A 25,009-nucleotide genomic window follows, 5' to 3' on the forward strand; every position below is an offset into this window, starting at 1 on the left:
CTGCAAACTCTGGCGGCGGGGCAATCCCGCCGCTACCGCCCTTCCTTTTCCTCGTTTCGGAGACCGAAACCGATGTCTCTTCTCAAGAACTGCAAGATTACCCGCGTCGCTGCTTCGGCGGTCGCGGCTCAGACCGACGTTAATGGATCTATCCTCGATATGGCGGGGTTCGAAGGCGTCATGTTCATCGCGCTGACCGGCGATGTTGCCGACACCTCGGCGCTTGCATTGAAGGCCGAGCAGAACCCGCTCAACCAGGCTGGCGGAATGGCCGAACTGGTCGGCTCCGCCTCATTTGCGGCCGGCGCCACCAGCGCCGACAGCAAGGCTCTGGTTCTCGACGTCCATAAACCGCGAGAACGCTATGTCCGCGCCGTACTGGAGCGCGGCACCGCAAATGCGGTCGTCGATGGCATCATCGCGATCCAGTACATGCCTTGGTCGGCCCCGACCACGCAGGATGCCTCGGTAATCGCGTCGGCGCTTATAAACGATCCGAGCGAGGTCTGATCCCACGGCGGGCCTTTGGGCCCGCCCCATTCCTCCAAAGCGCATAGCGCTAGAGGCGCCGCGGGCGACCTCGTAGCAAAGGAGAACTCCTCATGGACGACACTTATCAACCGAAGGTCTATCGCAAGCAGGGCGGTGACGAGTTCGTTGTTGCCTCGGGTGGCAAGATCACCGTCGAGAGTGGCGGATTAATCGTCATCGAAAGCGGTGGGCCCGTCAGCTATTTCACGGATTTCCTCGGCGATGCGCTGGAGGATGAGCTGCTCGCCGGCGTCGGCAGCGGTACCGGCAATGCCGTTGCGATTTCGGCCGGGGTTGGTGGTCGCGTTGAGATCAAGACATCCAGTGCCGATGCCGCTGATGCCGCCAATATCTCCAGCCTGTGCCTTGGCGGTCTGAACTGGATGGCCAATCAGGGCGGGCTTGTCATGGAGGCGCGCATTCAGATCGACGCGATCACGGCTGTCGCCGTTTTCGTCGGCTTCACCGATGCCCTGGCGTCGACCGTCGAGATGCCGATATTCCTCAATGCCGCCGACATTGACAGCACCGCCGACGATGCCTGCGGTGTTCTGTTCGATACCGACGGCACCACGGACGAGTGGTGCCATGGCGGTGTGAAAGCCACCGTCGATACGGTGCCGGCCTTCAATGGCGATGCTCCTGCTGCAGCCACCTATTACACTGTACGCGTCGAGGTCAGCGCTGATGGTGCCGTTCAGGGGTTTATCGATGGCGTCGCGATCGGAGATCCGGTCCCTGACGCCGTGACCCCGACAGTTGCTCTGACCCCCATCATCGTCGCCAACAACCGCGGTGCCGCAGCCCGCAACGTCCTGGTCGACTATTTGTTCGTCCAAGGCGAGAGGGCGTAGACGTCAACGCGTCGGCCTCGAGAGCGCCGCGCCAGACGTCGCGGCCGAGTTCGGGGACAGGTTTCGCAGTCAATGACCACATCGCAATCGCGAACGACCGGATCAAAGATCGTTGTCGCCTCAGGCGGCAACACGAAGCCGGGACGTTCCATTTCCTGATCGGATGATCCCATGCACAAGGTTTTGAAAGCATTCCCGTGCTCTTTCGACGGCATCAAGGCAGAAGGCCTGAAGCCGGGAGATGAGCGCGAGTTCGGATTGATGGCCGAAGGGCTGAAAAAGGCGGGGCTCATCGGAGACATTCCGCTTAAGGCTCCGAGCCTTCGCGAGGATGGACCCACCGTCGGCGAGTATGTGGCTGCGGGCTACTTGGCGTCGATCTACCCGCCTAAAGGTTATGCTTCGCGCAGCACTCCCGAGGAAATCGCGGCGGCCGTGGCGGCGGAGGACGCCGCGCTCGCCAAGGCCGAAGCCGCCAAGGCCAAAGAGGTTGAGAAAGCCGAGAAGGCCGCAGCCAAGGCGGAAGCCGAGCGGCTGAAAATTCGGGATGCCCTTCTCGACGACCTTATGAAGCTCTCCGACGCGGAACTTGCCGCCGTTGCGGCTGAGGGCAATGTCGCGATCGTTGATGGCGATAGCAAGGATGTCGTGGTCGCCAAGATCGCCGACGCTCGCCTCGCCACCAAGGAATAATCGATGCATTCCGTCCTGGTGGTCACGACGCCGGCCAGCGATCTATCGCTGCTGACCCAAGCTGAGCGTCGCGAAGCGATCGGCGTGACCGATTCGAGCCAGGACATCAAACTGGCGGCGCTCGATCTTCGTCTCGCTGCCGCCATCATGACGGAATGCGACATCGCGATCGGCGCGGGCGCTGAACCGACACTCCACCGGGAGACGCTCACCGAGACTTTCCGGCATGTCGATGTCGCTGAGCTTGTGCTGTCGCGCCGGCATGAAATCGAGATCACCAGCCTCGTCGAGGATGGTGTTGCCCAGACCGTGGACACCTCATTCATCGTCCATCCGGAATCTGGCATCGCGACCAGGCTCTGCGACGATCGTCCTCGCCGCTGGTGCGCCGCAAAGGTCGTGGTTGTCTACAAAGCCGGTTTTGTCAACGTTCCGGGTGATCTCAAGATGGCCGCAATGGATTTCATGCGGCTGGCCTGGGCGGAGAAGAAACGGGATCCATCGCTGAAATCCGAGGTGATCGACATTCCTGACGTCCGGCGTGTCGAGCGCGGCTACTGGGTAGGATCGGTTCCTGGTCAATCCAACGAAGGCGCTGTGCCTGACATCGTCGCCGGCCAGCTCACCCGCTTCCGCAACATGATGGTGGCATAATGGACAATCCTGGCCTCTACTCGCTCGGCGATTTTGCCGTTGCTGCGGCAGGAACGCAGATCGGCGATGTTATCGACGATCTCGCCGGCGTGTCTGAGATCGATGTGCAACTGCGGCTCGCCTATGGCAGTGGAGGCGCGTCGATCAAGGCATTCCTTCAAACCTCGCTCGATCAGGGGACGACGTGGAATGATCTATGGTGCTTTGCCGGTGCGACCGCAAGCAAGGTGCGTGCGCGGCGTCTGAAGCCTGACGGCATCGAACAGACACCGACCGATGGCGCTCTTGCCGACGACACGGCAGCAACCGGCATCGTGCTCGGCGATCGCGTCCGGCTGAAAGTGGTCTCGACGGGCACCTATGCCGGCAGCACCGTGCTTTCGGCGAGGATCCACGCCAGGTGACGACGCCTGCTGAACTCATTGCTGACCTCGATGCAGCGCTGCTCGATGCGGGCGAAGACGCGAAGCTTCGCCGGGTGACACTGGGTCCGAATGCGATCCAGATCCCGTTCGATGTCGACGTCAGGGCTTCGATCCGGCCTCTGCGGCCGGAAGAGCTTACCGGCAGCATCGATCAGACCTGGTCTCGAGTGATCCTGAGCCCGACGGACATCAACCATGGCTTCTCACTGCCTGTCCGCAAGGGCGACAAGATCGTGCAGGACACCAAGGTGAGGAATGTCGAGTTTGCCAAGCATATCCGGGTCCAGAACGTCCTGGTGCGGGTCGAATTGACGGTTGGCGGCTGATGGCTGGATTCGAGTTCTTCGAGCGCGACCTGAAGCTCGCGACCGCCGGCATGGAGCCGGAGGCGATCGACAAGGCTCTGGCGGCTTTTGCCAAGCAGGAGCTCAAGCGCGTTATCGGAGAGGGAGTCGCGAGCCCGACCTATGAGCGCTATGTCAACGGCGTCCACAATGCGCCGGAAGAGGCGGTGAAGGCACCCGGGCCGATCATCTATGAATTCGTCAACTGGCCGTTGATCGTCACCACTGTCCTCGCCGAACTGCAGAAGCGGTCGCCGCGGCGCTCCGGTCGGTTCGCGAGTTCATTCATTGTCATTGCTGGCGGCGCCGTCGTTTCGGATTTCTCGGCGATCCCAGCTGCTGCGGAAGTCATCATCACCAATTTCCAACCATACATCCGCAAGGTCGAGGGCGGTCTTTCTGGCGTGAAGCGCCGGCGCGTGTTCGATGGCACGAAAAGTTCTATGGCCTATCGGTACCGCGACAGTTTCAGCTTCGAGACCAGGTTCCTGAACATTGGTGGCGGAGTGCATCCGGCGATGCCGTACATCCTGAAAGACGGCGCACCGCTCAGGGCGGCGGCGCAGAACAATCGCTCCAGTGCGTTCCGCGCCGGAAGGGCAACGCTGTCACGCCGCAAGGACCGTGAGGCCGGCATGCCGATCACCTATCCCTCGATCATCATCAACGCACTCTGATGGCCAGTCCTGAAGCTTTCGACGTCGTCGTCCAGCAGATCGCAGACCAGTGGGGGCTGACCGATGTCGTCTTCGAGAACGATCCCTATGAGCTGCCGGACACGCCGACAGAGTTCGTCTACGTCGAGGTGTTCGGGGACTTCTTCGATCAGGTGTCAATCGGGGCGGAGTTGCGCGACGAAAACCTCTGGCGCGAAGCCGGCCAGATCTACCTGCATGTCATGACCCCGAACAGCACCGGCAGCCGCCGGGCGCGCGTGCTGGCGAAGCAACTCGTCGGCATGTTCAGGGGCCAGGATATCGACAGCGTCACGTTTCGCGATGCCTCGATCGGCGCCGGCGATCCCGGCAGGACCTTCGCCAATTACTACGCCATGACCGCAACCGTGAACTTCGAAAGGGACGAATGATGGCACTCGTGCTGAAAGCATTCCCGACGCGCCTGCGCCGGTTCAAGGAAGGCGACCGCGTCTTGCCGCAGGATGATCTGTCGCCGCAGAGCTTCGACGGGCTGGTCGAGACAGGTCATATCGAAAAGCTGCCGCACGCCGCGAAGACGAAAAAGCAGGATCCGTCCAAGGCGGACTAGCCTCTCCTCTCAACCAATCAACCCCGTCCGCCCATTGAGGCGGCCCATCGATGGAGCCTCCAATGGATTCCAACCGCACCCGCATGACCGTCGTCGAGGAAGTGACCCTCGGCATCACGCCCGTCACGCCGCGCATGCGCACGGCGCGCTTCACAGGCGAGACGCTGGCATTTCGCCCGACCTTCGTCACCTCGGAGGAGATCCGCGATGATCGGATGAACTCGGACCCGATCAAAATCGGCGAGACCAACAGCGGTCCGGTCAATGGCGAGCTCTCGTTCCCGGTCGATGATTCGCCGCTGTCGCTCTGGCTGAAGTCGCTGATGTGCTCGACCTGGCTGAACACACCATTCCGCGACAATGATGGTGTCGCCGATTCCGTCATCACCGGGCTGGCCGACACAACTGACGTCGCCACGGTGACCGCCGGCGCTGCATTCGTAGCCGGTCAGCTGGTGCGCTTCACCGGCTTCACCGCCTCGGCGAACATTGGCGTCTTCAAGTGCACGACCGGCAGCGCGACGGTTCCGGCTTTCCTTGGCGCCGGCTTTGTCGCCGAAGCCGCGCCGCCTGCTACAGCGCGCATGAAGGTGGTTGGCTTCATGGGCGCCGCGGCTGACATCACGGCGCTCGCCGACGGTCTCGGGTCGACGCTGCTCGACTTCACCACGCTCGGCCTGCGCGTCGGCCAGTGGGTCAAGATCGGCGGCACCGCCGATATCACCAGCTTCGCCTTCCTGGTCACTGCCGGCGCGATCGCCCGCCGCAACGCCTGGGCCCGCATCACGGCGGTCGCCGCGGCGAAACTGACGCTCGATAACCTGCCGGCCGGCTGGGCGACTGATGTCGGAACCGGTAAGACGATCCAGGTGTTCTTCGGTGACCAGATCAAGAACGGCGTCGACACCAAGAGCTGCACGATCGAGCGCGGCTTCATGGGTCAGGCGGTACCGACCTATATCGCGCAGCGCGGCATGGTCGCCGGCGAAGGCCAGTTCAACTTCACGACCGAGGACAAGGCGAAATACACGTTCACCTTCTCCGGGATGAGCGGCCAGGCCTCGACGACGTCGCTCGACAGCGCGCCGGATGCGGCGCCGACCAATGCAGTCATGGCGGCGGCCGTCAATGTCGGCAGGATCGCGGAAAACGGCGTCTGTCTCGGGTCGCCGAACTGGATGCAGTCGCTGCAGATCAGCGTCAACAACAATCTGCGCATGATCAACGCGCTCGACTGCGACGAGACGATCGGCCCGGTCGACATCGGCAAAGGCAGCTTCGACGTCACAATCAACGCGCCAACCTATTTCGGTTCCGACGCACTGCTGACCAAGCTCTTCGCCGGGACACCGAGCAACATCAACACGCGGGTCGCCAAGAACAACCAGGCAATCATCTTCGCGATTCCGCGGATTACCTTCACCGATGGCTCGCCGTCGGCGAGTGCCAAGAACACCGACACGCTTCTCCCGCTTGTCGGCCAGGCCTCGAAGGATGAGCTGACCTCTGCCCATCTCATCATCGATCGCCTGGAATATTTCGTCTGATCTAGAGTTCCCGGCCGACACCGGGACTGGTTCTGCGCAGAAGGCGGGCGGCTTGTCGGAGCCGCCCGGTCCTCCAACTCCCCGACAGGAGAGAAATGTGAATAACTTCAAGATCGTCGTGGGGAAGCAACTCCGGGACTGTACCGTGGAAATGAACGGGTTGCCGCTTAAGGGCGTCTGTCGCATCTCCTTCGACCTCAACGCGGACCAGGCCGCCACGATGCTCCGTCTGGAGATCATGGGAGAGATACTGGTCGAAGGTGAGTTCCGCGACGATGCCATCCTGCAAGTACGGCAACCGCATCCTGCGCCTGCCCCTCACCATCCCTCAAAATAACCTTCCGACAAAGGACTTCATCATGACCATCAAGCTGAGCAGCCTTAGCGCTGACCTATCGAAGGAACGCGAAGGCGACTGGATCCCTGTCAAGGAATGGCTAGGTCTTGACCCGGAAAAGCCCTACGAGACTACGCCGTTGCCCGGGCTCGAATTTCTGGTGCGGTCGACGAACTATCCAGACTACGTGACGGCGCGTCAGGACGTGCTGGAAAAGCTTAAGCAGGAGTACCCTAACGACAAGGTGCCGTCTGACGTTCAGGCGCGCTTTGAAGGCCAGCTGTCAGTCGAGCACCTTCTCCTTGGTTGGAAGGGCCTCGACGTCGAATATTCGCCCGACCTGGTCGGTACCATCCTCGTTGCCGAAGAGCATCGCGTTATGCGTCAGATGATATTCTGGTGCGCCGGCCGCGTCGGCAAGAAAAAGGTAGAGTTCGTCAAGGCCGCAACAAAAAACTAGCGGCGGCCTTCCGCTACGACCTCGAGCGGAATGGCCAGGACAAGTGGCTGGCGAAGATCGCGGCCGAATTCCCGCTGGAACTGCCGAGAGAGAAGGTCCCTACACGCCCGGAAGAGGCTCGTGCGGAATACTGGCACGATTTCTACTGGCGGGCTTGGGAAGCGCTTCGGTTCGACCGGCAATACGGCGCGATGGGCGGAGAGTCCCCGATCGCGTTCATCGCCTATGACGCTTACGCCAGGCGCTACGGCCTCGAGGGTGAAGCCTTCGACCGCTTCCACGCCTTCATGACCGCCATCGACACCGAGTGGCTAATCCACGTTGCGAAAAAGGAAGGGGAGGCTGAGAACAAATGACCATACAGCTTTCCCGATTGGTCACCTCGGCCGAGATCGACGCCTCGAAATACAAGGCCGGCGCCGACCAGAAGGTCGCCTCCGATCAGGCCATGGTGGCGTCGGCTCGCGCCGTCGGGGAGGCCGTCGCGGCGAGCGACACCAAGATCGGCACATCTGGCAACGTCGTGTCGATTCTGACGCGTCGCTATGTCGAGGGCCAGAAGGAAGCGCAGGCATTTGAGCGCGACCTTCGCGGCCTAAACCGCCAGCTCGAAACCGGCAAGCTGTCGGTAGAACAGGCTGCGACAATCCTAGTCGGCATGAACCAGAAGCTCGGCATGAACGCCAACGCCTCGGAACTTGCCGCCAAAGGACAAACCCAGCTCGCGGCCGCAGTCGGCGCCGCGAACGCCCAGATCGAGGGTCAAGCTTCTGCGCTGGTGCACGCCGCTGCGGCGCACCGCGCGATGATTGCGCAAGCCCGGACAGACCAGTCCACCGAAAACAGCCGTCAAATCGGCGCGGCGAACCAAGGCCAGGTCAACACGGTCCTTGGCGTTCAGACAGCGCCGTCGGCCGGGGCGCGCGCGTCGGCATCGGTGTTCGAAGCCGAGTTTGCCCGGCTGGAGGAGACTGCGCGTCTACGGGCACAGCAAGCGGGTTCCGTGTTCGCCGATCAATTCAACGCGTCGGTAATGACGAATTCCGGGAAGTCCGCAAGAGCGTCAGCCTCTGTTTTCGAGGAATCCGGCCGTGAGGCAGATCTGATGGCTGCGAAGGTCGCGGCTCTGCGTGCAGAGCTCAATCCTCTGGCTGCTGCGCAGGACCGCGTCAATGCCGAGATCGCCGAGTACGCCGCTTTGGCGGCAAGAGGTGCCATCAGCGCGGACGAACTTGCTCAGGCGCAGGCTATGGCCCGTGGCCGCTCGGCGGCGAACCAGAACGCGTACAGAGGCGTCAACCAGTTCAGCACCGGAAACATCGCAGCGCAATTCCAGGACATCGCCGTAACCTCGGCGATGGGCATGAGCCCGCTCCAGATCGCCCTCCAGCAGGGCACTCAGCTTTCCGCCGTGCTCGGCCCGATGGGGGCAGCCGGCGCGGCCAAGTCGCTGGGTTCTGCGTTGCTGTCGATCGTCAATCCGACCTCGCTCATCGTTCTCGGCCTCGTCGGCGCAACGGCGGCGGCAGTCCAGTGGTTCACGAAAGGGCGCGAAGGCGCCAAGACCATGGACGACGCCGTCAAATTGCATTCCGAAAACCTGAAGCTCCTGAAAGATGAATACGGTGATCTCGGCGAGGCCGTCAAAAGTGTCGGCTCGATCGGTGGTCAGGCCTTCATCTCCGCGCAAGCCCGCGGCAACCAGACCATGCTGGACGCGATGCTGCGCGACAAGGCTGGGCCGTTCCTCGAACAGCTGAGCGGCACAAGCTGGACGCAAAGCCTGTTCGGCAATGGCGGCGGCATCGCCGGGCTTCGCGATTTGCCCGGCGGCCAGGCCCAGTTTGCGGCGCCTATCAACGCGCTGATCAAAAGCGCACGCGAAGGCAAGACCGACCTCGCCAGCTTCGACGATGAGGTCGAGCGTCTGTTTCAGAAGCTTCTGCCTGCCGCGAGCGATCCGACCGCCTTGCGCAACACGGCCGACGCCATCCTCCTGCTCGGCGACAATGCCTTCACCGTCACTGGCAAGTTCGCGCCATTCGCCGATGCCATCAACCGGCTCAAGGTCGAGGCCGCCGATGGCGCGCCTGATGTTTACCAGTTCAACCAGGAAATCGAGCGTATCGGCCAGACCAATGGCCTGCAAAAGCTCGCTGACGAAGCCATCATCGCCGGCAAGGAAATCGTCGATCTCGCCCGGCAGGCGGAGGAACTGGAAAAGATACTGGCGCGGATCGACCGGGAGAATACGCGCCCTGGCCTCTCCGACCTGCGCTCGTTCGGCAGGTATGTCGCCGTCCGTGATGCAACGCTTCGCCGCGAGAACGACCAGTTCGAAGCCGAGCAGCAGATGGCGCGGGCGCGCACCAATGCCGAAAAACTCGCTGCGATCGAGGCGCAGGTCAGGGCTCGCGCCGTGGAAGACGGCGACAAGGGCGGAGGCCTGCAAGCCCGGGTCAACCGTGCGCTGGAGGCCGAGCGCAACCGGCAGGCGATCGATGCGCGCGACGCCCAGGTGGCGCGCGGCCTTGCGATTGACAAGACGCTGGCCGGCCAGCAACTCGACCTCACTCTGATCGGCAAGACCGCCGGCGAGGCGGCGAAACTGCGGATGGAGTTCGAACAGATCGCTGCGATCCGCGAGGAGGCCGCCGAGAAGGGTATTGCGGCGGATGAAAGCGAGATCGCTGCGATAAAGGCCAAGGCCGAGGCCTACGGCAAGTTCGCCGACGAGATCGCCCGTGCCAATCTTGCGCGCGAGCTCAATTTCGAGCGCGACCAGATGTTCCGCTCGGCACAGGACCAGCAGATCGCGTCACGGCAGCAGGGCGCTGGTCTGGCTGTCGACCTCAATTCGCCGGCGGCGCAGCAGATGCGTGACCTCGCCAGGTTCGCCGACGCGAAAGGCCTCGCTGTCGGCTTCCTGACCGATTTCAAATCCGAGCTGATGAGTAATGGTGGCGACGTCGGCAAGGCGCTTGGGGAATCAATCCTCAATGCGCTGACGACGTCGATGGACAAGCAGTTGAGTGACATCTTCGACCGGCTGGGGACGTGGATCGCTGCAGCGCTGACAGGCCAGAGGCCAGGCGCGGGCCTTGGGGGCGGCGCTGGCTTTGTCGCCGATACGACGCTCTCCGCGTTCCTTGGTGCTGGCGGCACCGCCACCAACGACAATTACGCGAAGGGCGCGGTGACGCGCGCACCTCTGCCCAGTCTGACGGGAATGGCCGGCTACATTCAGCAAGCGGCTACCGCGCGCGGGATCGATCCTGACACTGCCCTTCGTGTCGCTCGTTCCGAGGGACTGGCACCAGGCGTATGGCAAAGCAATGCCATGAAGAACGGCATCCGAGAACCGTCCTATGGGCCGTTCCAATTGCTCAAAGGCGGCGCTGGGACCGGATACCCGGCCGGTTTGGGTAACGATTTTATGAGGCAGACAGGGCTCGACCCTGCCAACCCGGCCAATGCTCGTGCTGGTGTCGACTTTGCCTTGGACAACGCCGCCAAGAATGGCTGGGGTGCCTGGTATGGCGCCAAGGCGGCTGGCGTCGGCAACTGGCAGGGACTCTCGGGCGCGAACCCGATCGGCATAGGGGCGGAGAAGGCCTCGGCCGCTCTCGACAAGATGTCGACGAACGCTATCGCCGCCTCCCAGAACCTTAGCGGGCTCGGCACTTCGGTCACCGGCGCGGTCGACGCGCTGGCTGGAGGCCTTGGCGGCAAAGGTGGTCTGGCATCAATACTCGAGGGTCTCAAGCCCGCGAACTTCCAGGCGAACACCTCGCTTTCGGCGATCCTCGGCTATGGCGGAGCAGCCGCACCAGCACCCGCTGCTGGCGGCGGCGGCGGTATCCTGTCGATGCTGTTCAGCTTCCTCCCGAAACTGTTCGGTTTTGCTGAGGGCACGGAAAACGCTCCGGAAGGCTGGGCATGGGTTGGTGAGCGCGGTCCGGAACTGCGTAAGCTGCGCAGCGGCGATGTTATACGCAGTCACGGCCGCTCGATGGACATGGCCGCGAATGGGAACGGTGCCAAGGGCGGTGGCCGGGGTCAACACGGCCGGGTTGAATTCAACGTCAACATCGACGGCGCGAATGGGGATGCGCACGTTCGTATGCTGGCGAGGCAAGCCTTCGATGAGGGCATTGCTCAATATCATCAAGCCCAGGCCAGCGGCGGTTTTGGTGAACTACAGCGGCAATATGCTTCGCAGAAGGGCTAGAGCATGGGTCGCTATACCGGGTTGCCCACGCTCGACATCGACTTCATCAAGGCGTCGGAAATGTCGTTCGACAGCAAGGGCGGCGGCATCGAGGGCGGGCGCAATGGCCTCGGCGAGTCCGTCACGATCGAGACAACCGGCGGCGGGGTTTTCGTCGCCAGCTATGAAAACTGCTTCGCTCAAAGGCCTGAGGAGCACGAATACATCAATTGGGTAGCGGCCCGCATGAACGGCTCCTTCCGGTTCATGAACGTGCCGGTTCGTTCGGACTGGATGGGTCCGTTCCCACTGATCAACGGCGTGCCCAAGCCGATCATCGGCGGTATCCCGCATTCTGACGGCTCTCTGTTTTCGGATGATTCCGGCTACAGCCAGGCGACGGTGTTCGGAACCGTAGGGGCCAATGCAGCCCTCAACGCCGGCCAGATGACGATTAACATCTTCGGGGCCAGTCGTCGGCTCCGGTGGTCGGATTGGTTTTCGATATCGCACACGGTCAAGGGCTGGCGCGTCTATCGATACTGGGAGGCCTCCGATCCTGTCGATGTTACCGTCGACGTCGATGGCGTCAGCTATAGCGGATCGCAATATGTAATCTCGCTCGACCGCCCGCTTCGGGAAGCCGTCATCGCGGGAACCCGCATCGAATTTGCCCGACCGCGCTGTGTGGCCAAGTTCCCCGTCGGATTCACGCTGGCGTGGAAGGCGCGCGGCTTCATGCAGTCGAGCGTCAGCTTTCAATTCGTCGAGGCGTTCTAGTGGCCTGGCAGGATACCTACGCCAGCCTGATCGGCTCCTATTCGGTCGATTACGTGCCGCAAGCCGTGCTCGACGCGATGGCTGGAAGCCATATCCTTGGCATCTTCTTTCGCCTGGAGACCGACCCGGGACTGCACATCTGGGCAGGTGTGAATGATATCCCGGCCGGCTTCGACAGCATCGATCCTGACGGGACGGTCTATCTCGGCGGCGGCCGACTGCTCAACGTCCCAACGCTCGAGGTGCTGGTCAACGGCCAGTCGAGCAGCGTAGAGTTCGGCATCGCGGGTATTGACCCATCCACCGCTCAAAAGGTGGTGGACACCATGCCGGATGTGCGCGGCAAGGACATCAAAATCGGCTTCACCACGCTGGACCAGTATTACCAGCCGATGTCGAACATCGTGGCGCTGTGGACGGGAACGGCCTCACACCCGACGGAATCATCGCCTCCGGTCACGGGAGGCGAAGACAAGAAGACAAATCTCAGCCTGGCTGTCGTTTCTGGCACCAACACCCGGTCTCGATCAGCCCAGGTGACGTGGACACCCGCGCATCAGAAGGCTCTCTATCCGACAGATGAGTACTGCTCTGGCGTCGCCCGGCTAGGCCGCGGAGTGGCGCCGCCCTGGCCCGACTACTGAGGCATACAATGATCCTCGAAGAATACATCAGGCTGCCGCACCGGTGGCGCTGGGGAGGCATGGGCGGCGATGACTGCACGACCTTCTGCGCCGCCTGGGTATTCGAGGCCACAGGCAAGGATCCGGCCGCCGATCTGCGTGGGACCTACTTCACCGCCGAAGACGCCGAGGCTGTTTTGCAGGCCGCTGGAGGCGTCCAGAGCCTCGTCGGGGCAAGGCTCGGCGCTCTGGGCTTCCAGCGCGTCCAGCAGCCGGCGGACGGCGACATAGGCATCATTCGCACGTTGACCGGCTTCGACGCTGACGGGCTCGCAGTCAAAGACATCCCCGGCATCAAGTTCGGTCCGCTGTGGGCGGTAATGTCGGCGCGCGGACCAATGGTCAAAAAGCTCGATTGGACCGGCGTGGCATGGCGCATAGCATAAGTTCGCTCGACGACGTCCTGCGGGAGGCGTTGAAGGGTCGTGCCATCTCGTACAGCACTGGCATCGGTGCCTTCGAGACGACGACGACACAGGAGTTTCTCGCCTCGGGATGGAATGGCGAATATCACTGGCCGGTCCACAGGGACCCGATCTTCACGCCGATCTTCACCGCCATTCTCGGCTCAGGCAGCATTTCGCTGTTCGGTGGCGCGGTCACGATCTCCTATGCGGCAATCGCCTCGGCCATCGTCACCACGGCCCTGACCGTGGGTCTGACCTACGCGATGGCACCGAAGCCGCCCAAGCCGGAGGACGGGCGTGTGCCGCTGACGCAACCGATCCCTTATCGCTTCTGGGGTGTTGGTGTCGCAAGGCTGGCCGGCGCGATGATGCTGTGGGAGTCCGTCGACAGCAACATGTACTCGGTGCAGGCGATCGTCGCCCACCGGATCAACGCCTATGTCGACTTCTACCTGAACGACGACAAGGTCACACTGGAAGTGGGCGGTGGGGTTGAAGACCCGGTGCACTCCAATCGTTACGGCTCGAACAGGGTTCGGATATTCTACAACCTAGGTCTCGCGCCGGAGACCGCATTCCCATTTTTAGTGGACAGACTCAGCGCTCAGGGTATCTGGACAGTCAATCATCGGGGCGATGGTCAGGCCTCTGTCGCGATGTTCTGCGTCACGCCGGCACAGGATAATTTCACCAAGGCATTCCCCTATGGCAAGCCGGCCCTATCCGTGGTTGCCGAGCTATCGCTGTGCTGGGATTTTCGTGATCCCTTGCAGGATCCGGATGATCCTTCGACGTGGGTCTTCACCAAGAACCCGGCCATTCATCTCGCCTGGCACGAATGTTTCAATCCGTTCGGGACGAAACGCGACTTCAAGAAGGCCATCCTACCGGTGCTCGACATGTGGCAGGAGGAGGCCGATGTCTGCGACGAGCTCGTTCCGCGTGCCGCCGGGGGTACGGAAAAGCGTTACGAGTGCGGCGGCTTCGACACCACAGAGCACGATCCGAAGGCAGGAACCAACGCGATCCTCGCCACATGCGACGGCTGGATGTGCGAGCGCGGCGATGGTGCTCTGCTGTTCGTCGCCGGCAAGTTCCGCGAGAAGTACGTCGCCACGCTGACCGACGCCGATATCGTCGGCTACACCATTCAGCACGATGTGCTTCCGGAAGAGGAGTGCAATCGGCTAGTCCCGAAGTTCACTTACCCGGCGACAGACTACACATCGACCGACACGGATTATTTCGAGGACGTTCCGGCCCAACTCCAGGCAGGTCGGGTGCTGCCGCAGGACGGCAACTATCTGTGGGTCCAGCAGTGGCGACAGGCCAGGCGGCTGGCGAAGCGCGAGTTCGCTCGCATGCGCCAGAAGAAGCGCGGCTCGTTGGAAGTTCGCTTCACCGGCATCAACGCTATCTATGCCCCGTGGGTCAGGCTGCAGACGCCGGTGAGCATTCCGTCGCTGAACGGGAAGCTCGTCAACAACCGCCGCTCCGTGTTGTCCGTATCTCGGGGTGGCTTTCAAATGACCTTCGTCGTCATGCCGCCGGATATCGAGGCATGGGACCCCGCGACGGATGAAGGTGCCGCACCGCCGGTTCCACCGAAGCCCGTCTCGGAAGGCATTCCTGTCGCTATCGTCGACACGGTGGCTGCCGTCTCGGGGGGCGGATCAGTCTATGTCCGCGTCGTTCTGGTCGATCCGGATCGCGACGATCTCACCCCGGTCGTTCGTTATCGCGTCGCCGACACTGGCGGCGGTGTGCCTGGCACCTGGGTGGAGCAGAAGTTCCCGGATGCGGAGCCTGACGGTGGCCTGATCGTGCTCAACACCAACCCGGTCCCGACGAACACGTCGATCGAGGTCGAGGCCAACTACATCGGCTCGAACGGAAGTTACGGCGATCTCTGGTCCGACACGGAAACGGTAGTGTCGACGGTGGACACCGTGCCGCCCGGCGTCGTGACCGATCTGGTCGTTACTGGAGGCGTGGGCCAGGCGGGCCTAACCTGGAACAGCCCGAACTCGGGCAACTACTACGCGGCGAATATCCGCCGCAACACTGTAAACAACGAGGGCACGGCGGCGCTGGTTCGCACCGAGTACGGGCCGCCCTCCTCGGCCGACGCCTGGACAGACTCCGCTCTGGCGCCCGGAACCTACTACTACTTCGTTCGCTCGGTGAACGCCTCGGCGGTCGAGAGCACGCTCGTTGCGCTGTCTGGCGCTGTCGTCGTCACCTAACTCTCTAACGATCGGGATATAAAACCATGGCGAATGAAATTCGCGATGCCTTCAATTCGGTTTACGCCGATGGACCAGTGTTGGAGCCTTCGAATCCCAAAAAGGAAGAGATCAGGCCGATCGGCGGAATCATCCAAGGCTCTGTCGACGGTCTGGACACTCGTGTCACTGCAGTGGAAGGCGCCGTCGGCGGGATACCAGGACAGATCGAAGACCTCAGCGAACGTGTCGACGAGGTCGAGGCGCTAGCGCTCAGCGGCGTCAAGCCGCCGAAGCAATCGGTGCGGCTGCTCGTCACGACCAACGTCGACATCGCAACTGCGCTTGAGAATGGCGACACCCTGGACGCTCTGGTGCTGGCCACCGGCAATCGTGTTGCGCTGACCGGCCAGACCGCTCCGGCGCAGAACGGCATCTACGTGGTCTCGACATCCGGAGCTGCCGCCAGGTCGGCCGACACGGACACTGCCGACGAGATGCTCGGCACGCGCTTCGATGTGGATGCCGGAACGCATGCGGCAGAGACCTGGGCGCTGCAGACACCGTCGCCGATCGTGCTGGGCACGACGGCTCTCGAGTTCGTGCGCACGACCTCGGCCAGCGCACTCTCCGGAGTGGTGGCCGATCTAGAGACGGAAGTCGAAGCTATCGCTGAAACTGTGAGCGGCGGCGATAATGCCGGCGTGGCAGCCGTCCTAGAGGTCGGAGGTTCCGTCGTGGCGGCGGTGACTCTGGCTGGCCAGTTTCGGTTCATGACGCCGCTGCACGAGGATGACATGCCCGGCGCCTCATCTGGAGCCGCCACTGCTTATGCCGATGGCACGAAGTACCTCGTCAGCCCCAACGAGATGTGGTCGCAATGGGTGTGGCCTCGCACGATCGAAGTCGAAGATGATGATCGGATCACACAGATATGGGGTTCAGTCGGCAAGTCCGAAGGCCCGTTCGTGGATAGCGGATCTGGCCTTGTCGGGCGGCCAGGGCCTCTGTGGGTTGGGTACCGTGAAACTTATGCGGCGACTGCCAAGAAGGTGCTTATAGGGTACTCTGAGGAAATCTCTGGGCTGTACGCCGATCGCGGCCCAATTGACGACCACAACAAAGGTCCGGTCCTCTCGCACCCCAACCCCGCGGCCCCCATTCGGCTGGCCGTATTCCAGAGCGACCACAGCGCCCTCCAGTGGTCCCGCTTCTGGCGATCTACAACGCTCAATCCTGAAGATCTCGCCTTGGTGGGGCAGACACCGACCGTTGCCGGCGAGTATCACAGCTACGGCCAGCTGTGGTGGAACGGCGCCAGTCCAAACCAGTTGCGCGGCTGCTACAGGATCGGTGACTTTGATAGCGGTGTGTGGGCGTTCTTTGAGTGCGACCCTGCGGGCACCATGGCTTCGTGGACCCACTACAAGAACAAGATTGGCGGGGACGGAGCCTACTTCCTGACCGTTCCCGCGCTGGACGGTGACGGCACATGGCTTGCCTGTGTGCGGCACCCTACGGTGGCTGGCGCTAAGAGGGTCACTCTCGCTAAGCTGCTGTGGGATTGGTCGCTAGTCGCTGGGGACGGGACCGTGATCTCTGCCGACATCCGGGCCGAGGTGACGCCTATCGACATCCTCGACGATGCAGATGTGACCGTGATCGCCACAGCCACAGGAGACCGCAGGCTTCGGCTGTTCGACGCCCGGGAGTACGATGACGGCTTGGTGCGCTTCCTGTACGCCGATTTCCCAACCGTTGGCGTGTCCTCCATAACCGGAGACTACAAGTTAGCCACTTACAACCCGGCTACCGACGTCACCACCGTTGAGACCGTGTGTGGGTGCGGCGGAAAAATAGAGGAGGAGGTCTCGCTAAACGGCGAGTACGTGAGGAGCGCTGGGACATCCAGCTATGTCGCTGGGGCTTGCCTGACCGACCGACCCACCGAGATTGTGGCGGCTCGCTGGTGGCTTACATACGGCGACCTCGTACTCTGCACAAGGCAGGGTGTGGACGACTGGGACACGCTCACGCTTGACAGTGCGGCAGGTAAAATAGCTCGGCCCGAGGGACATGCCAGGCAGTATTGGGAGAGTTCCGCAGTCAAGGAGGAGCTTACCTCCAGAGTATCCTACTGGCGCGGCAGCGGGCCGCGCGGCGGGTATGCGATGTTCTACAACTTCAACGCCGACAGGATCACGATCGACCTGACGGCCTTCAGGAGCACATTCATATGACCACCCGCATTTTGCACCTGAACAAGGATGCAGCCGCTCCTGCCGGGCTTCCGACCAGCGCTAAATTCCGACTCCTGCCGCCAGGCGGCATCAGGCTGGATGCAGACCACGTCACCATCGCCTCCGGGAAGGTCAATGAGTTCGTAAACATGATCAACGGACAGCTCTATGGTGCGAACAGCAACATGGACATCGCGACTGTCGTGGCGGTTAACGGTGTGAACGTTGCTCAATTCGATCCTACTCTGGCCGTTACCCCCACAGGGTACACCATGCAGAACTTCGGCTTTGGTGGGCTGAACACTGGCCAATACACGTTCGCGGCGATGTGGAAGGTGACGGACGCGTTTGCTGGCAGTAAGACACGCGAGAATATAGCGGTGGCGTATCTAACCGCCACGACGGTGCAAAGAGCTACCCTGCGAGAAGATGCTTCCGGCATACCGCAGGCTCGCGCTCAACGGACCACAGCCGCTGCCGCCGCCGTCGTATCGATAGCAGAGCCGGTTCGGATAGGCGGGTGGCTGGCTGCAGCCGCTGTCTTCGACTGGACCAACAACCTCGTGACGATTCACGATTTGCTCGGGACTGAGTCCGTATCGGCAGCAGTCGCTGGGGCATCCGGGGCCGCGCCTAGCGACATCAGCGCTTATCGTCTCGGCTGGCTTGGCGCGGCAACTAACGACCAATTTGTCGGTCAACTGGCAGATTATGTTCACCTGCCGTACGTACCGACCGCGCCAGACCTTCTGGCGTTAAGGCTGCACATGCAGGCCCGGGCCAATGATCTGGCCGCCTAATCAGCTACAGCGGCCTCTCGGGTTTTCCACCCGTGGGGATCGCCGACACCTTTACCGACGCCGGCTACTGTTCTCAGATCCCACTGCCGCGGTGGATTTGTGCCGTTATTGCGGTATATGCAAACACCTACGACGCCGAAGTCCATCGCGTGAGAGAAATGCGGTTCACGGACGATTTCGTTCCAGCCATCGCGCATATCTTGCGACCAGGAGATGTCGTCGAACACGACAACAGCGCCATCATTCAATTTTGAGCGGATGCGTTGCCAGTAGTGAATCGTCGCGATCTTTTCGTGATGGCCGTCTATGAAAAGGAAATCGATCGGCTCGATTGTCGGAAGGATATCGTCGAGCGCCTCATCGAAGAGGGAATTGACCACGGTCGGATTTTTGACCGTCAGCGGCAGCACTGATCGAGCGAGTTCTGCGAGGGCCGGCGATCCCTCGATTGTGGTTAGGTGCCGGCAATGCGGCGATGAACCGATGTAGGAGCCGGAAATACCGGCGCATGTGCCGAGTTCTAGAAGGTTGGCAGATCGGTGCTCGCGAGCAAGCAGGTGCATGAACAGCCCCCAGCGCCTCGTTTTGCCGGTTTTCGCTACCTGCTCCATGGTGAACTGCATTATCTCGCCATGGGATGGACGAAGATCGACAGTTGCTTCTGAGCCAGCCGAACCTGGCTTTGGTGAATATAGAATATCCACCTTCTGGCTTCCGAACGAAGCTAGCCGGTTCCTCTCTGCCTCGATGCGGTCTGCGATCTCTTCGGCCCTTTCGTCGGCCTTTTCAGTGACCAAATAAGTGACTGCGGGAAGGACACTTTGAGGAAAACCTTCACCTGATAGCCTTTGCAGCTTCGATCTGGCCGCGATCTTTCGCGCACCGAGCACAAATGGCCGCAGAGCATTCTTCAGCATGGAAACCAGTCCCCCCTTAGGCGCTTAGCGCCCTGTCAAGTATCATGACCAGCCTATAGTAGGTCAAACGGATAAATGTACAGCCCCAACTAGCGATCCTGTTGCCGATTGCCGGACGGCTTCTGCGTATCAGACCACCAGATGAAATACATTGATCCCACCTTCAACACCGGCACGCGCCGGTCGCGCTCGCGGGTTCGCAACTCGCGATAGGTTTTCACCTTCAGGGTGCCTCTCGGCAACTTGATCCGCAACGCCATTTTGATTAACCGCCATTGTGCAGTGCAATACAAGCACTCACCTTGCGGAACAGTCAACGGCGGAAGTTCACGCAAACAGAAACTCGCTGGTCCGGCCGCTGGCGATATGGGTCACCCGTAGCCAGCCGCCACTTCCGGCACGCCCCGGTTCGACCGGCCGGATCGCTGCCGACTTGGCGGCCTGAACATCGCTGTTGGATTGGACTTCCGTGCTTCTCAGCACGATGTCGCCTTCCATCGTCTCGACCTTGAAATTCGCCATCGGCACCTCCGCGGCGCCGATCCTACCCAAAATCCCAAACTGCACAACCTGCCCGCGAGGCCGGAAAGGACTTTCCATGTTCGATGCTTCGACGCTGCGCGCCATCGGCGAGCTTGCCGATCGCCTCAAATTCCCGGCCGCCGCGCCGCAGGCATCGGCCGAGGCGTCTGAAGGCTACCAGCCCCCATCCTTCGAGGATGCTAAAGCCTTCCTCGACGAGGATGCTGCTCGTCGCGGGACACAGAAGATACCCGATGAAAAAATCCGGCTGATTCTGGACGAATGCGAGCGTCGGGGCAACGGGTGTCTCCTGTGCCGCATGCAGGACATGGAATGTTATGGATGCGGGCGTAGTCTTTTTTTGCTTCTACCAGTCTCGGAAGAAGAGCGTCGGTTGATTGCCGGATGGGAACGGCTGTGGCAGTGACTAGAGAGGTGAAATAAGCGAGTTTCTTTGCTTGATCTGAAAATATCTCATCGCAATGCGGGTTCTATCGATGGACATCAGCCTTACGAATTCTTCCGCAGCCTTTCTCTTATCCCTTACAGCAAATTTCGCCACTCGCTGAGCTTCTGTGATCAATTCTTCGCCCCCAAAACGACGAACCCATTGTTCAAGTGAGATGCGCGTCTCTGGGCGGATAAGACGTCCAGCTAAGAGTGTGGTAAATATTAGTGGCCTATTGAGAAGCAGGGTGCCAGAATTGGCGTTACTTGCTAGGGGATCTATCAGTTTGGTTTTCGTCTGGTGATCCCAAAATCCGATAGGATCAAAACCCATCTCGATTTCAGATTTATAAAAGGCAATGTGTTCTATTTCGTTATTCAGAGTGGCTATGTGCTCGGGAGATTGGTCTGTCTTGGGGATATTTTGTGTGTCTCTCGTTATTATACGTGGCACGCGATCAACCCAATACCGTTTGACATGAAGTAACTCGTGACAAGCGCTGTGTGTGCTGAACAGGTTCAAATCGTCAAGCTGCTTTCGCGGCACCAGAATCCTGGCGCCGCCATCCTCCAGGACGGCCCCCATGGTGGTCCCGCCGTCCCCCCGGTAGTGAATCTCGATCTTCGTCCCTGAGAACGCTTCAAGATCATCCATCAGCTGGGAGACATTTGCAGGTAACTGCGATCTGAAAATCTCGTAGAGCGTCATTGGATATCCCCTTCCGTCGCAATCCATCACATCGCCAAGGAATTGGCCATGGCGCGCGGCAACTAAGTGAATCCCCAAGAACCATCTCAACCTGCCCGGGAGGGCGGAAAGGAACTGCCATGGACAAAACGTTCAAGGGCGCCGCGAAGCGCATCGCCGATCGCGACATCTCGCGCATCGGCGCAATGATCGGCGTCGGCGAGGACGAGATGCACGCCTTCATGGATGTCGAGGCGGCAGGATCCGGATTCGACCGCCACGGCCGGCCGAAGCTGTTGTTCGAGCCGCATGTGTTTTATCGCAACCTGGCCGGCGCCAAACGAACCGCCGCGGTCAGGGCTGGGCTTGCTTACGCCAAGTGGGACGCAAAATCCTATCCGAAGGACAGCTATCCGCGCCTGGTCGCTGCCATGGAGATCGACGAGACGGCGGCGCTGAAGTCGGGTTCGTGGGGCCTGACCCAGATCCTGGGCGAAAACTTCAAGGCGGCCGGCTTTACGACCGTGCAGGCGATGGTGCAGGCCTTCATGGCGGATGAGGCGGCGCACCTCGAGGCCGCGGTCCGGTTCATCAAGGCCAACAAGCTCGACGACGAGCTGCGCAACCACAACTGGGCCGGCTTCGCCAGGGGCTACAACGGGGCCGGCTACAAGAAGAACCGTTACGATTCGAAGCTCGCGGCCGCCTTCGCAAAGTGGCAGAAGATCCGCGATACGCCGTTGCCGCCGAGAGACGCTCCGACGCCTAAGCCCGCTAAAGCGCCTTCCGTGGTCGCTGCCGAGGAGCCCTCGGCCGAGCTCGCGGCCGGAGCTACTCCCGAACCGGCAGCGCCGGCCGTCGACAGGGAAACGGTCGAGCGCGTCCAGCAGCAGCTGAAGGATCTCGGCTACACCGAGGTCGGCGGCGTCGACGGCAAGACCGGCACAATGACGGCGACTGCGATCCGCGCCTTCCGCGCAGAGAACGGCTTGCCGGAAGGTGATGGCATCGACGATACGCTGCTGCTCGCCCTGCAGAAGGCCAAGCCGCGCGTGCTGGCACCGGCGCGCAGTGAAGCGGCGCCTCAAATCGTGCGCGAAAAGGTGCCGGAGGTCCGCACCAACTGGCTGACCAAGATCGGCGCGTTTTTCACCACGATCGCCGCGCTGATCGGCAGCTTCTTCGACGGTATTCTCGGCAATCTCGATGAGGCTTCCGGTTTCATGCAGCCGGTCAAAGATGCCGCCGGCGATGTGCCCGGCTGGATGTGGATGCTGGCGATCGCCGGCGTCGCCGGGGGCTTGTTCCTGATTGCGCGCCACGGCGAGGCCAAGGGTGTCGAGGCCTTCAAGACCGGAGCACGGCGATGACCGAATACCGCTGCACACCTGGTGGGAAGATACCGGCCGGCATGCTCCGACCGACGAGCATGGCATTTCGCGCTGCATCTATCGCAGTCTCGATACCGGCGAAGAGACCGCGCGACTGCCGATCGGCGCCCTGTTTTCGGCTGGATCCGGTCCCAAGGGGCCGGACGGCCTGTCGATCGTATGCGTCATTCCTCGCGAGGGTCCGCGCGGCACGACTTGGTGGCACATCGACAGCCGGTGCAGCAACTGCACCAAGCCGGATGACAAAGAGCATCGCTGCTGGGTGCGTCACGGGACCGTCGGCGAAACGATCCACGTCGACAAGAACGGCAACACTTGCGCGGCCGGAGCGGGCTCGATCGCCGTGCCCGGCTTTCACGGTTTTCTCCATCACGGCGTTCTGAGGGATGATTGCTGATTTCATGATGAAGCTCACAGAACTCTCCCCGCGATGGATCATGAAAGACGGTAAGCGGATCGGCTTTATCTTCCAGTCGCCGACCAAGCTCGCTGGCACAATTCGCGAATACCAGTCGTGCTTCGAAACGCCACCGCCCCACAAGGAACAGTTCGCCATCTTCAACGAGATGGAACAGTACGGTGCGACCCTGATCCAAGGTTGCAACCCGAAAGCCCGGTGGCGGATAGCTGGCGGCATCGATAACGCCAGCTTCGAAACGATGTCGGTCACCCCGTCCCTCGACGGCAGCCCCGGCGGCCTCTGGCACGGCTTCATCACCAACGGCCAGATCGTCGGAGGCATCCCATGAGCGACGAACTGGAAAAGCCGGCCGCGAAGAAGAAGACCAGTTATGTCGGCGTGCCGGCGGTGTTCAAGTTGGAACTCGCCTGCAAGCACCTCAACGAGGCCTATGACAGCTTCGGTTGCTATCTCGTTGGCAGCGCGTTGGAGCGTCCTGACTGGCGTGACGTCGACGTCGTCATGATCATGGATGATGAAGCATTCAAGAGAGAGTTTCCGGCCGCCGAGATCCATAGCGGCGCTTTCGAGCTCGACACGAAGTGGCTGATCCATACCGTCGCGCTGTCCGATTGGCTGAGATCCCAGACCGGACTTCCGATCGACTTCAAGATCCAACCTCAGACCTGGGCGAACCTTCGGCATAAAGGCCCTCGTCACGCAAAGGGCATACGCCTCACAGAGGAACCCAGCGAATGACAGCACTCATCGGCCTAGTTGCCGGCGCCCTCGGCGTCAACCGGATGCTCGCCGGCGTCATCGCCATCGGCGCGGCCGTCGTCGTCGCCTCGGGCGCGGCATGGGGCGTCTACACCTACGTCAAGCAACAAGGCGCGGCAGAGGTTCGCGACAAGATCGAAAAGGACAATCAGGATGCGATTCGCAAGGGCATTGAGGCCAGCCGCTCTCTTGACGAGTGCGTTGCTGCTGGTGGGGTGTGGGACTTCCGGCGTCAGCGGTGTTCCCGCGCTACGCTCGGCCCTCGGTAGCAGCCTCGCTGGCGCCCAGGGCAAGGCGATCGAGGATCAGAACAGGATCGATCGCACCATGGCGCCCGGCTGTGCCATCGGCCTCTACGAGCCCGCCGAATGTGACCGCCACACCAAGGCCAGCGCTGATCGCCGCGCCGAACTGAAAAACTGAAGCAGGCACGGGCGGGGAACCGATGACGGAAAATAGTGACGATCGAAAGCTGCCACGAAGGCTCCTCGACCTCGATCCGGAGACGGTAGGATGGTTGGACCGGCTGACTACAGAAGAACGAACGGCGCTGATCTGGGCGGGAAAACTGCCGAAATACAAGCGCGAACGCCTCGATCTGTTTCTCGCCCTGGAGCAGGACAAATTCCAGGCCGGCTTCAAGATCGTGGAGCTGTGGACGAAAACGGCGTGGGTCGCCAAGACGGCGACAAAGCTCCTGCTGTTCGTGGCGGGCACGCTGGTGGCGCTCAACCAGGTCATGGCCTATTTCGGCGCCTCCGGAGGAAAGCAATGATCCTGAAGCGGTCATGGAATGCCTTCTGGCGCAAGGTCGACGTGCCGGCGGCCATGGTGTTCATCATGGCCGCTCTCGCCGGTGTCGGCCTTTCCGTCCTGGTTTCATCAGCGCTCGACCGGGACCCGCCGATCGCGTTCGAACAGGCGATGGTGCTGACGCCGGAGGTTCCGCAGGGGGGTGTCCTCGATATCCAATACACCGTCGTCCAGAGCCGTCTATGTGCTGCCACGGTCGAGCGGTTCGTGACAGATTCGGAGGGAACCGTTCACGTACCCTCGACCTATACGGTCGGCCGGCGTGCGCTGATCGATGCGTACCCGCCGGAAGGGCGCGAGAGCTACCAGCGCTCCGTCACCATCCCGCTGGCTGCCGCGGTTGGCAAGGCGCGCTATGATGCCCGCTTCTCCTATGTCTGCAACCTCTGGCACAAGCTGACAAAGCCGATCGTTGTTTCGGCTCCGTCGGTGGAATTCACCATCACGCCGGCGCCCGCGCCGCTTGAGCCGCTGACGCCAGAGCAGCCGGCCGGCTGACGCCTTCAGGGTCGAACTCGCCCGCACCCAACTGCCGGTTGGTAGACGCGCGTTACGCGGCACGCGTAGGATTTCTGCGCACCGGGCACACCACCCC

The 25,009-nt window shown here is 61.6% G+C and carries 32 protein-coding genes; 28 read left to right on the forward strand and 4 right to left on the reverse strand.

What is annotated here, in order from left to right; all coding sequences use genetic code 11:
- Window positions 1-72: 72 nt before the first annotated feature.
- The 20 genes from AC0L2Z_RS06365 to AC0L2Z_RS06460 all read left to right on the forward strand — a co-directional run bounded on the left by AC0L2Z_RS06365 (window position 73) and on the right by AC0L2Z_RS06460 (window position 18,456).
- Window positions 73-510, forward strand: coding sequence for a hypothetical protein (locus tag AC0L2Z_RS06365; RefSeq protein ID WP_473627181.1), 438 nt, complete (start codon window positions 73-75; stop codon window positions 508-510).
- 92 nt (window positions 511-602) lie between these two features.
- Window positions 603-1,385, forward strand: coding sequence for a hypothetical protein (locus tag AC0L2Z_RS06370; RefSeq protein WP_473627183.1), 783 nt, complete (start codon window positions 603-605; stop codon window positions 1,383-1,385).
- Between the two features lie 261 nt (window positions 1,386-1,646).
- On the forward strand, window positions 1,647-2,078 hold the full coding sequence (locus AC0L2Z_RS06375) for a hypothetical protein (RefSeq protein ID WP_473627184.1): 432 nt from the start codon (window positions 1,647-1,649) through the stop codon (window positions 2,076-2,078).
- Between the two features lie 3 nt (window positions 2,079-2,081).
- On the forward strand, window positions 2,082-2,732 hold the full coding sequence (locus AC0L2Z_RS06380; RefSeq protein WP_473627185.1) for a hypothetical protein: 651 nt from the start codon (window positions 2,082-2,084) through the stop codon (window positions 2,730-2,732).
- Complete coding sequence (locus tag AC0L2Z_RS06385; RefSeq protein WP_473627187.1) at window positions 2,732-3,136, forward strand: hypothetical protein; 405 nt, start codon at window positions 2,732-2,734, stop codon at window positions 3,134-3,136. The genes AC0L2Z_RS06380 and AC0L2Z_RS06385 overlap by 1 nt, the downstream gene beginning before the upstream one ends.
- On the forward strand, window positions 3,133-3,483 hold the full coding sequence (locus AC0L2Z_RS06390) for a hypothetical protein (protein WP_128185763.1): 351 nt from the start codon (window positions 3,133-3,135) through the stop codon (window positions 3,481-3,483). Before AC0L2Z_RS06385 ends, AC0L2Z_RS06390 begins: the two co-directional genes overlap by 4 nt.
- Window positions 3,483-4,178 carry a hypothetical protein gene (locus tag AC0L2Z_RS06395; RefSeq protein ID WP_473627188.1) on the forward strand — a complete coding sequence of 232 codons (696 nt, stop codon included), beginning with the start codon at window positions 3,483-3,485 and terminating at the stop codon, window positions 4,176-4,178. Before AC0L2Z_RS06390 ends, AC0L2Z_RS06395 begins: the two co-directional genes overlap by 1 nt.
- A complete protein-coding gene (locus AC0L2Z_RS06400) occupies window positions 4,178-4,588 on the forward strand; it encodes a hypothetical protein (RefSeq protein ID WP_473627189.1) in 411 nt (136 codons plus the stop codon). The genes AC0L2Z_RS06395 and AC0L2Z_RS06400 overlap by 1 nt, the downstream gene beginning before the upstream one ends.
- The gene (locus AC0L2Z_RS06405; protein ID WP_473627190.1) at window positions 4,585-4,767 is read left to right on the forward strand and encodes a hypothetical protein; all 183 of its coding nucleotides are present in this window, start codon (window positions 4,585-4,587) and stop codon (window positions 4,765-4,767) included. The genes AC0L2Z_RS06400 and AC0L2Z_RS06405 overlap by 4 nt, the downstream gene beginning before the upstream one ends.
- A 62-nt stretch (window positions 4,768-4,829) precedes the next feature.
- Entirely contained in the window at window positions 4,830-6,314 is a 1,485-nt protein-coding gene (locus AC0L2Z_RS06410) for a phage tail tube protein (protein WP_473627191.1), read from the forward strand.
- A 97-nt stretch (window positions 6,315-6,411) separates the two neighbouring features.
- Window positions 6,412-6,651 carry a hypothetical protein gene (locus AC0L2Z_RS06415; protein ID WP_473627192.1) on the forward strand — a complete coding sequence of 80 codons (240 nt, stop codon included), beginning with the start codon at window positions 6,412-6,414 and terminating at the stop codon, window positions 6,649-6,651.
- Between the two features lie 22 nt (window positions 6,652-6,673).
- A complete protein-coding gene (locus tag AC0L2Z_RS06420) occupies window positions 6,674-7,111 on the forward strand; it encodes a hypothetical protein (protein ID WP_287317203.1) in 438 nt (145 codons plus the stop codon).
- Window positions 7,051-7,467 (forward strand): phage tail assembly chaperone, encoded by a 417-nt coding sequence (locus AC0L2Z_RS06425; RefSeq protein ID WP_473627193.1) that lies wholly within the window; start codon window positions 7,051-7,053, stop codon window positions 7,465-7,467. Before AC0L2Z_RS06420 ends, AC0L2Z_RS06425 begins: the two co-directional genes overlap by 61 nt.
- Complete coding sequence (locus AC0L2Z_RS06430; protein WP_473627195.1) at window positions 7,464-11,342, forward strand: phage tail length tape measure family protein; 3,879 nt, start codon at window positions 7,464-7,466, stop codon at window positions 11,340-11,342. Before AC0L2Z_RS06425 ends, AC0L2Z_RS06430 begins: the two co-directional genes overlap by 4 nt.
- Before the next feature lie 3 nt (window positions 11,343-11,345).
- A complete protein-coding gene (locus AC0L2Z_RS06435) occupies window positions 11,346-12,101 on the forward strand; it encodes a hypothetical protein (protein ID WP_473627197.1) in 756 nt (251 codons plus the stop codon).
- Window positions 12,101-12,745, forward strand: coding sequence for a hypothetical protein (locus AC0L2Z_RS06440; protein ID WP_473627198.1), 645 nt, complete (start codon window positions 12,101-12,103; stop codon window positions 12,743-12,745). The genes AC0L2Z_RS06435 and AC0L2Z_RS06440 overlap by 1 nt, the downstream gene beginning before the upstream one ends.
- 8 nt (window positions 12,746-12,753) lie before the next feature.
- Window positions 12,754-13,170, forward strand: a complete 417-nt coding sequence (locus AC0L2Z_RS06445) for a DUF6950 family protein (RefSeq protein WP_473627200.1) — start codon at window positions 12,754-12,756, stop codon at window positions 13,168-13,170.
- On the forward strand, window positions 13,155-15,437 hold the full coding sequence (locus AC0L2Z_RS06450) for a phage tail protein (protein ID WP_473627202.1): 2,283 nt from the start codon (window positions 13,155-13,157) through the stop codon (window positions 15,435-15,437). Before AC0L2Z_RS06445 ends, AC0L2Z_RS06450 begins: the two co-directional genes overlap by 16 nt.
- Window positions 15,438-15,463: 26 nt before the next feature.
- Entirely contained in the window at window positions 15,464-17,656 is a 2,193-nt protein-coding gene (locus tag AC0L2Z_RS06455) for a hypothetical protein (RefSeq protein ID WP_473627204.1), read from the forward strand.
- Window positions 17,653-18,456 carry a hypothetical protein gene (locus AC0L2Z_RS06460; RefSeq protein ID WP_473627206.1) on the forward strand — a complete coding sequence of 268 codons (804 nt, stop codon included), beginning with the start codon at window positions 17,653-17,655 and terminating at the stop codon, window positions 18,454-18,456. Before AC0L2Z_RS06455 ends, AC0L2Z_RS06460 begins: the two co-directional genes overlap by 4 nt.
- Here AC0L2Z_RS06460 and AC0L2Z_RS06465 read toward each other — a convergent pair.
- The 3 genes from AC0L2Z_RS06465 to AC0L2Z_RS06475 form a co-directional block, all read right to left on the reverse strand.
- The gene (locus AC0L2Z_RS06465; protein ID WP_473627207.1) at window positions 18,453-19,373 is read right to left on the reverse strand and encodes an O-methyltransferase; all 921 of its coding nucleotides are present in this window, start codon (window positions 19,371-19,373) and stop codon (window positions 18,453-18,455) included. The genes AC0L2Z_RS06460 and AC0L2Z_RS06465 overlap by 4 nt on opposite strands.
- Before the next feature lie 89 nt (window positions 19,374-19,462).
- Window positions 19,463-19,633 (reverse strand): hypothetical protein, encoded by a 171-nt coding sequence (locus tag AC0L2Z_RS06470; RefSeq protein ID WP_287262967.1) that lies wholly within the window; start codon window positions 19,631-19,633, stop codon window positions 19,463-19,465.
- 67 nt (window positions 19,634-19,700) lie between these two features.
- Window positions 19,701-19,895 carry a hypothetical protein gene (locus AC0L2Z_RS06475; protein WP_473627209.1) on the reverse strand — a complete coding sequence of 65 codons (195 nt, stop codon included), beginning with the start codon at window positions 19,893-19,895 and terminating at the stop codon, window positions 19,701-19,703.
- 76 nt (window positions 19,896-19,971) lie between these two features.
- On the opposite strand from AC0L2Z_RS06475, the gene AC0L2Z_RS06480 reads away from it, so the two are divergent.
- On the forward strand, window positions 19,972-20,322 hold the full coding sequence (locus tag AC0L2Z_RS06480; RefSeq protein WP_473627211.1) for a hypothetical protein: 351 nt from the start codon (window positions 19,972-19,974) through the stop codon (window positions 20,320-20,322).
- Here AC0L2Z_RS06480 and AC0L2Z_RS06485 read toward each other — a convergent pair whose 3' ends face one another.
- On the reverse strand, window positions 20,323-21,051 hold the full coding sequence (locus AC0L2Z_RS06485; RefSeq protein WP_473627213.1) for a hypothetical protein: 729 nt from the start codon (window positions 21,049-21,051) through the stop codon (window positions 20,323-20,325).
- 119 nt (window positions 21,052-21,170) lie between these two features.
- On the opposite strand from AC0L2Z_RS06485, the gene AC0L2Z_RS06490 reads away from it, so the two are divergent.
- From AC0L2Z_RS06490 to AC0L2Z_RS06520, 7 genes are all read left to right on the forward strand, one after another.
- Window positions 21,171-22,400 (forward strand): N-acetylmuramidase domain-containing protein, encoded by a 1,230-nt coding sequence (locus AC0L2Z_RS06490; protein ID WP_473627215.1) that lies wholly within the window; start codon window positions 21,171-21,173, stop codon window positions 22,398-22,400.
- Window positions 22,366-22,818, forward strand: coding sequence for a hypothetical protein (locus AC0L2Z_RS06495; protein ID WP_473627216.1), 453 nt, complete (start codon window positions 22,366-22,368; stop codon window positions 22,816-22,818). The genes AC0L2Z_RS06490 and AC0L2Z_RS06495 overlap by 35 nt, the downstream gene beginning before the upstream one ends.
- Window positions 22,808-23,170, forward strand: coding sequence for a hypothetical protein (locus AC0L2Z_RS06500; RefSeq protein ID WP_473627218.1), 363 nt, complete (start codon window positions 22,808-22,810; stop codon window positions 23,168-23,170). The genes AC0L2Z_RS06495 and AC0L2Z_RS06500 overlap by 11 nt, the downstream gene beginning before the upstream one ends.
- Complete coding sequence (locus AC0L2Z_RS06505; RefSeq protein ID WP_473627219.1) at window positions 23,167-23,580, forward strand: hypothetical protein; 414 nt, start codon at window positions 23,167-23,169, stop codon at window positions 23,578-23,580. Before AC0L2Z_RS06500 ends, AC0L2Z_RS06505 begins: the two co-directional genes overlap by 4 nt.
- Entirely contained in the window at window positions 23,577-23,870 is a 294-nt protein-coding gene (locus tag AC0L2Z_RS06510; protein ID WP_473627221.1) for a hypothetical protein, read from the forward strand. Before AC0L2Z_RS06505 ends, AC0L2Z_RS06510 begins: the two co-directional genes overlap by 4 nt.
- Before the next feature lie 176 nt (window positions 23,871-24,046).
- Window positions 24,047-24,376, forward strand: coding sequence for a hypothetical protein (locus tag AC0L2Z_RS06515; protein ID WP_254024998.1), 330 nt, complete (start codon window positions 24,047-24,049; stop codon window positions 24,374-24,376).
- Window positions 24,373-24,912, forward strand: a complete 540-nt coding sequence (locus AC0L2Z_RS06520) for a hypothetical protein (protein WP_473627222.1) — start codon at window positions 24,373-24,375, stop codon at window positions 24,910-24,912. Before AC0L2Z_RS06515 ends, AC0L2Z_RS06520 begins: the two co-directional genes overlap by 4 nt.
- The last annotated feature ends 97 nt before the right edge of the window (window positions 24,913-25,009 follow it).

The organism is Mesorhizobium sp. WSM4850, assembly GCF_055811735.1.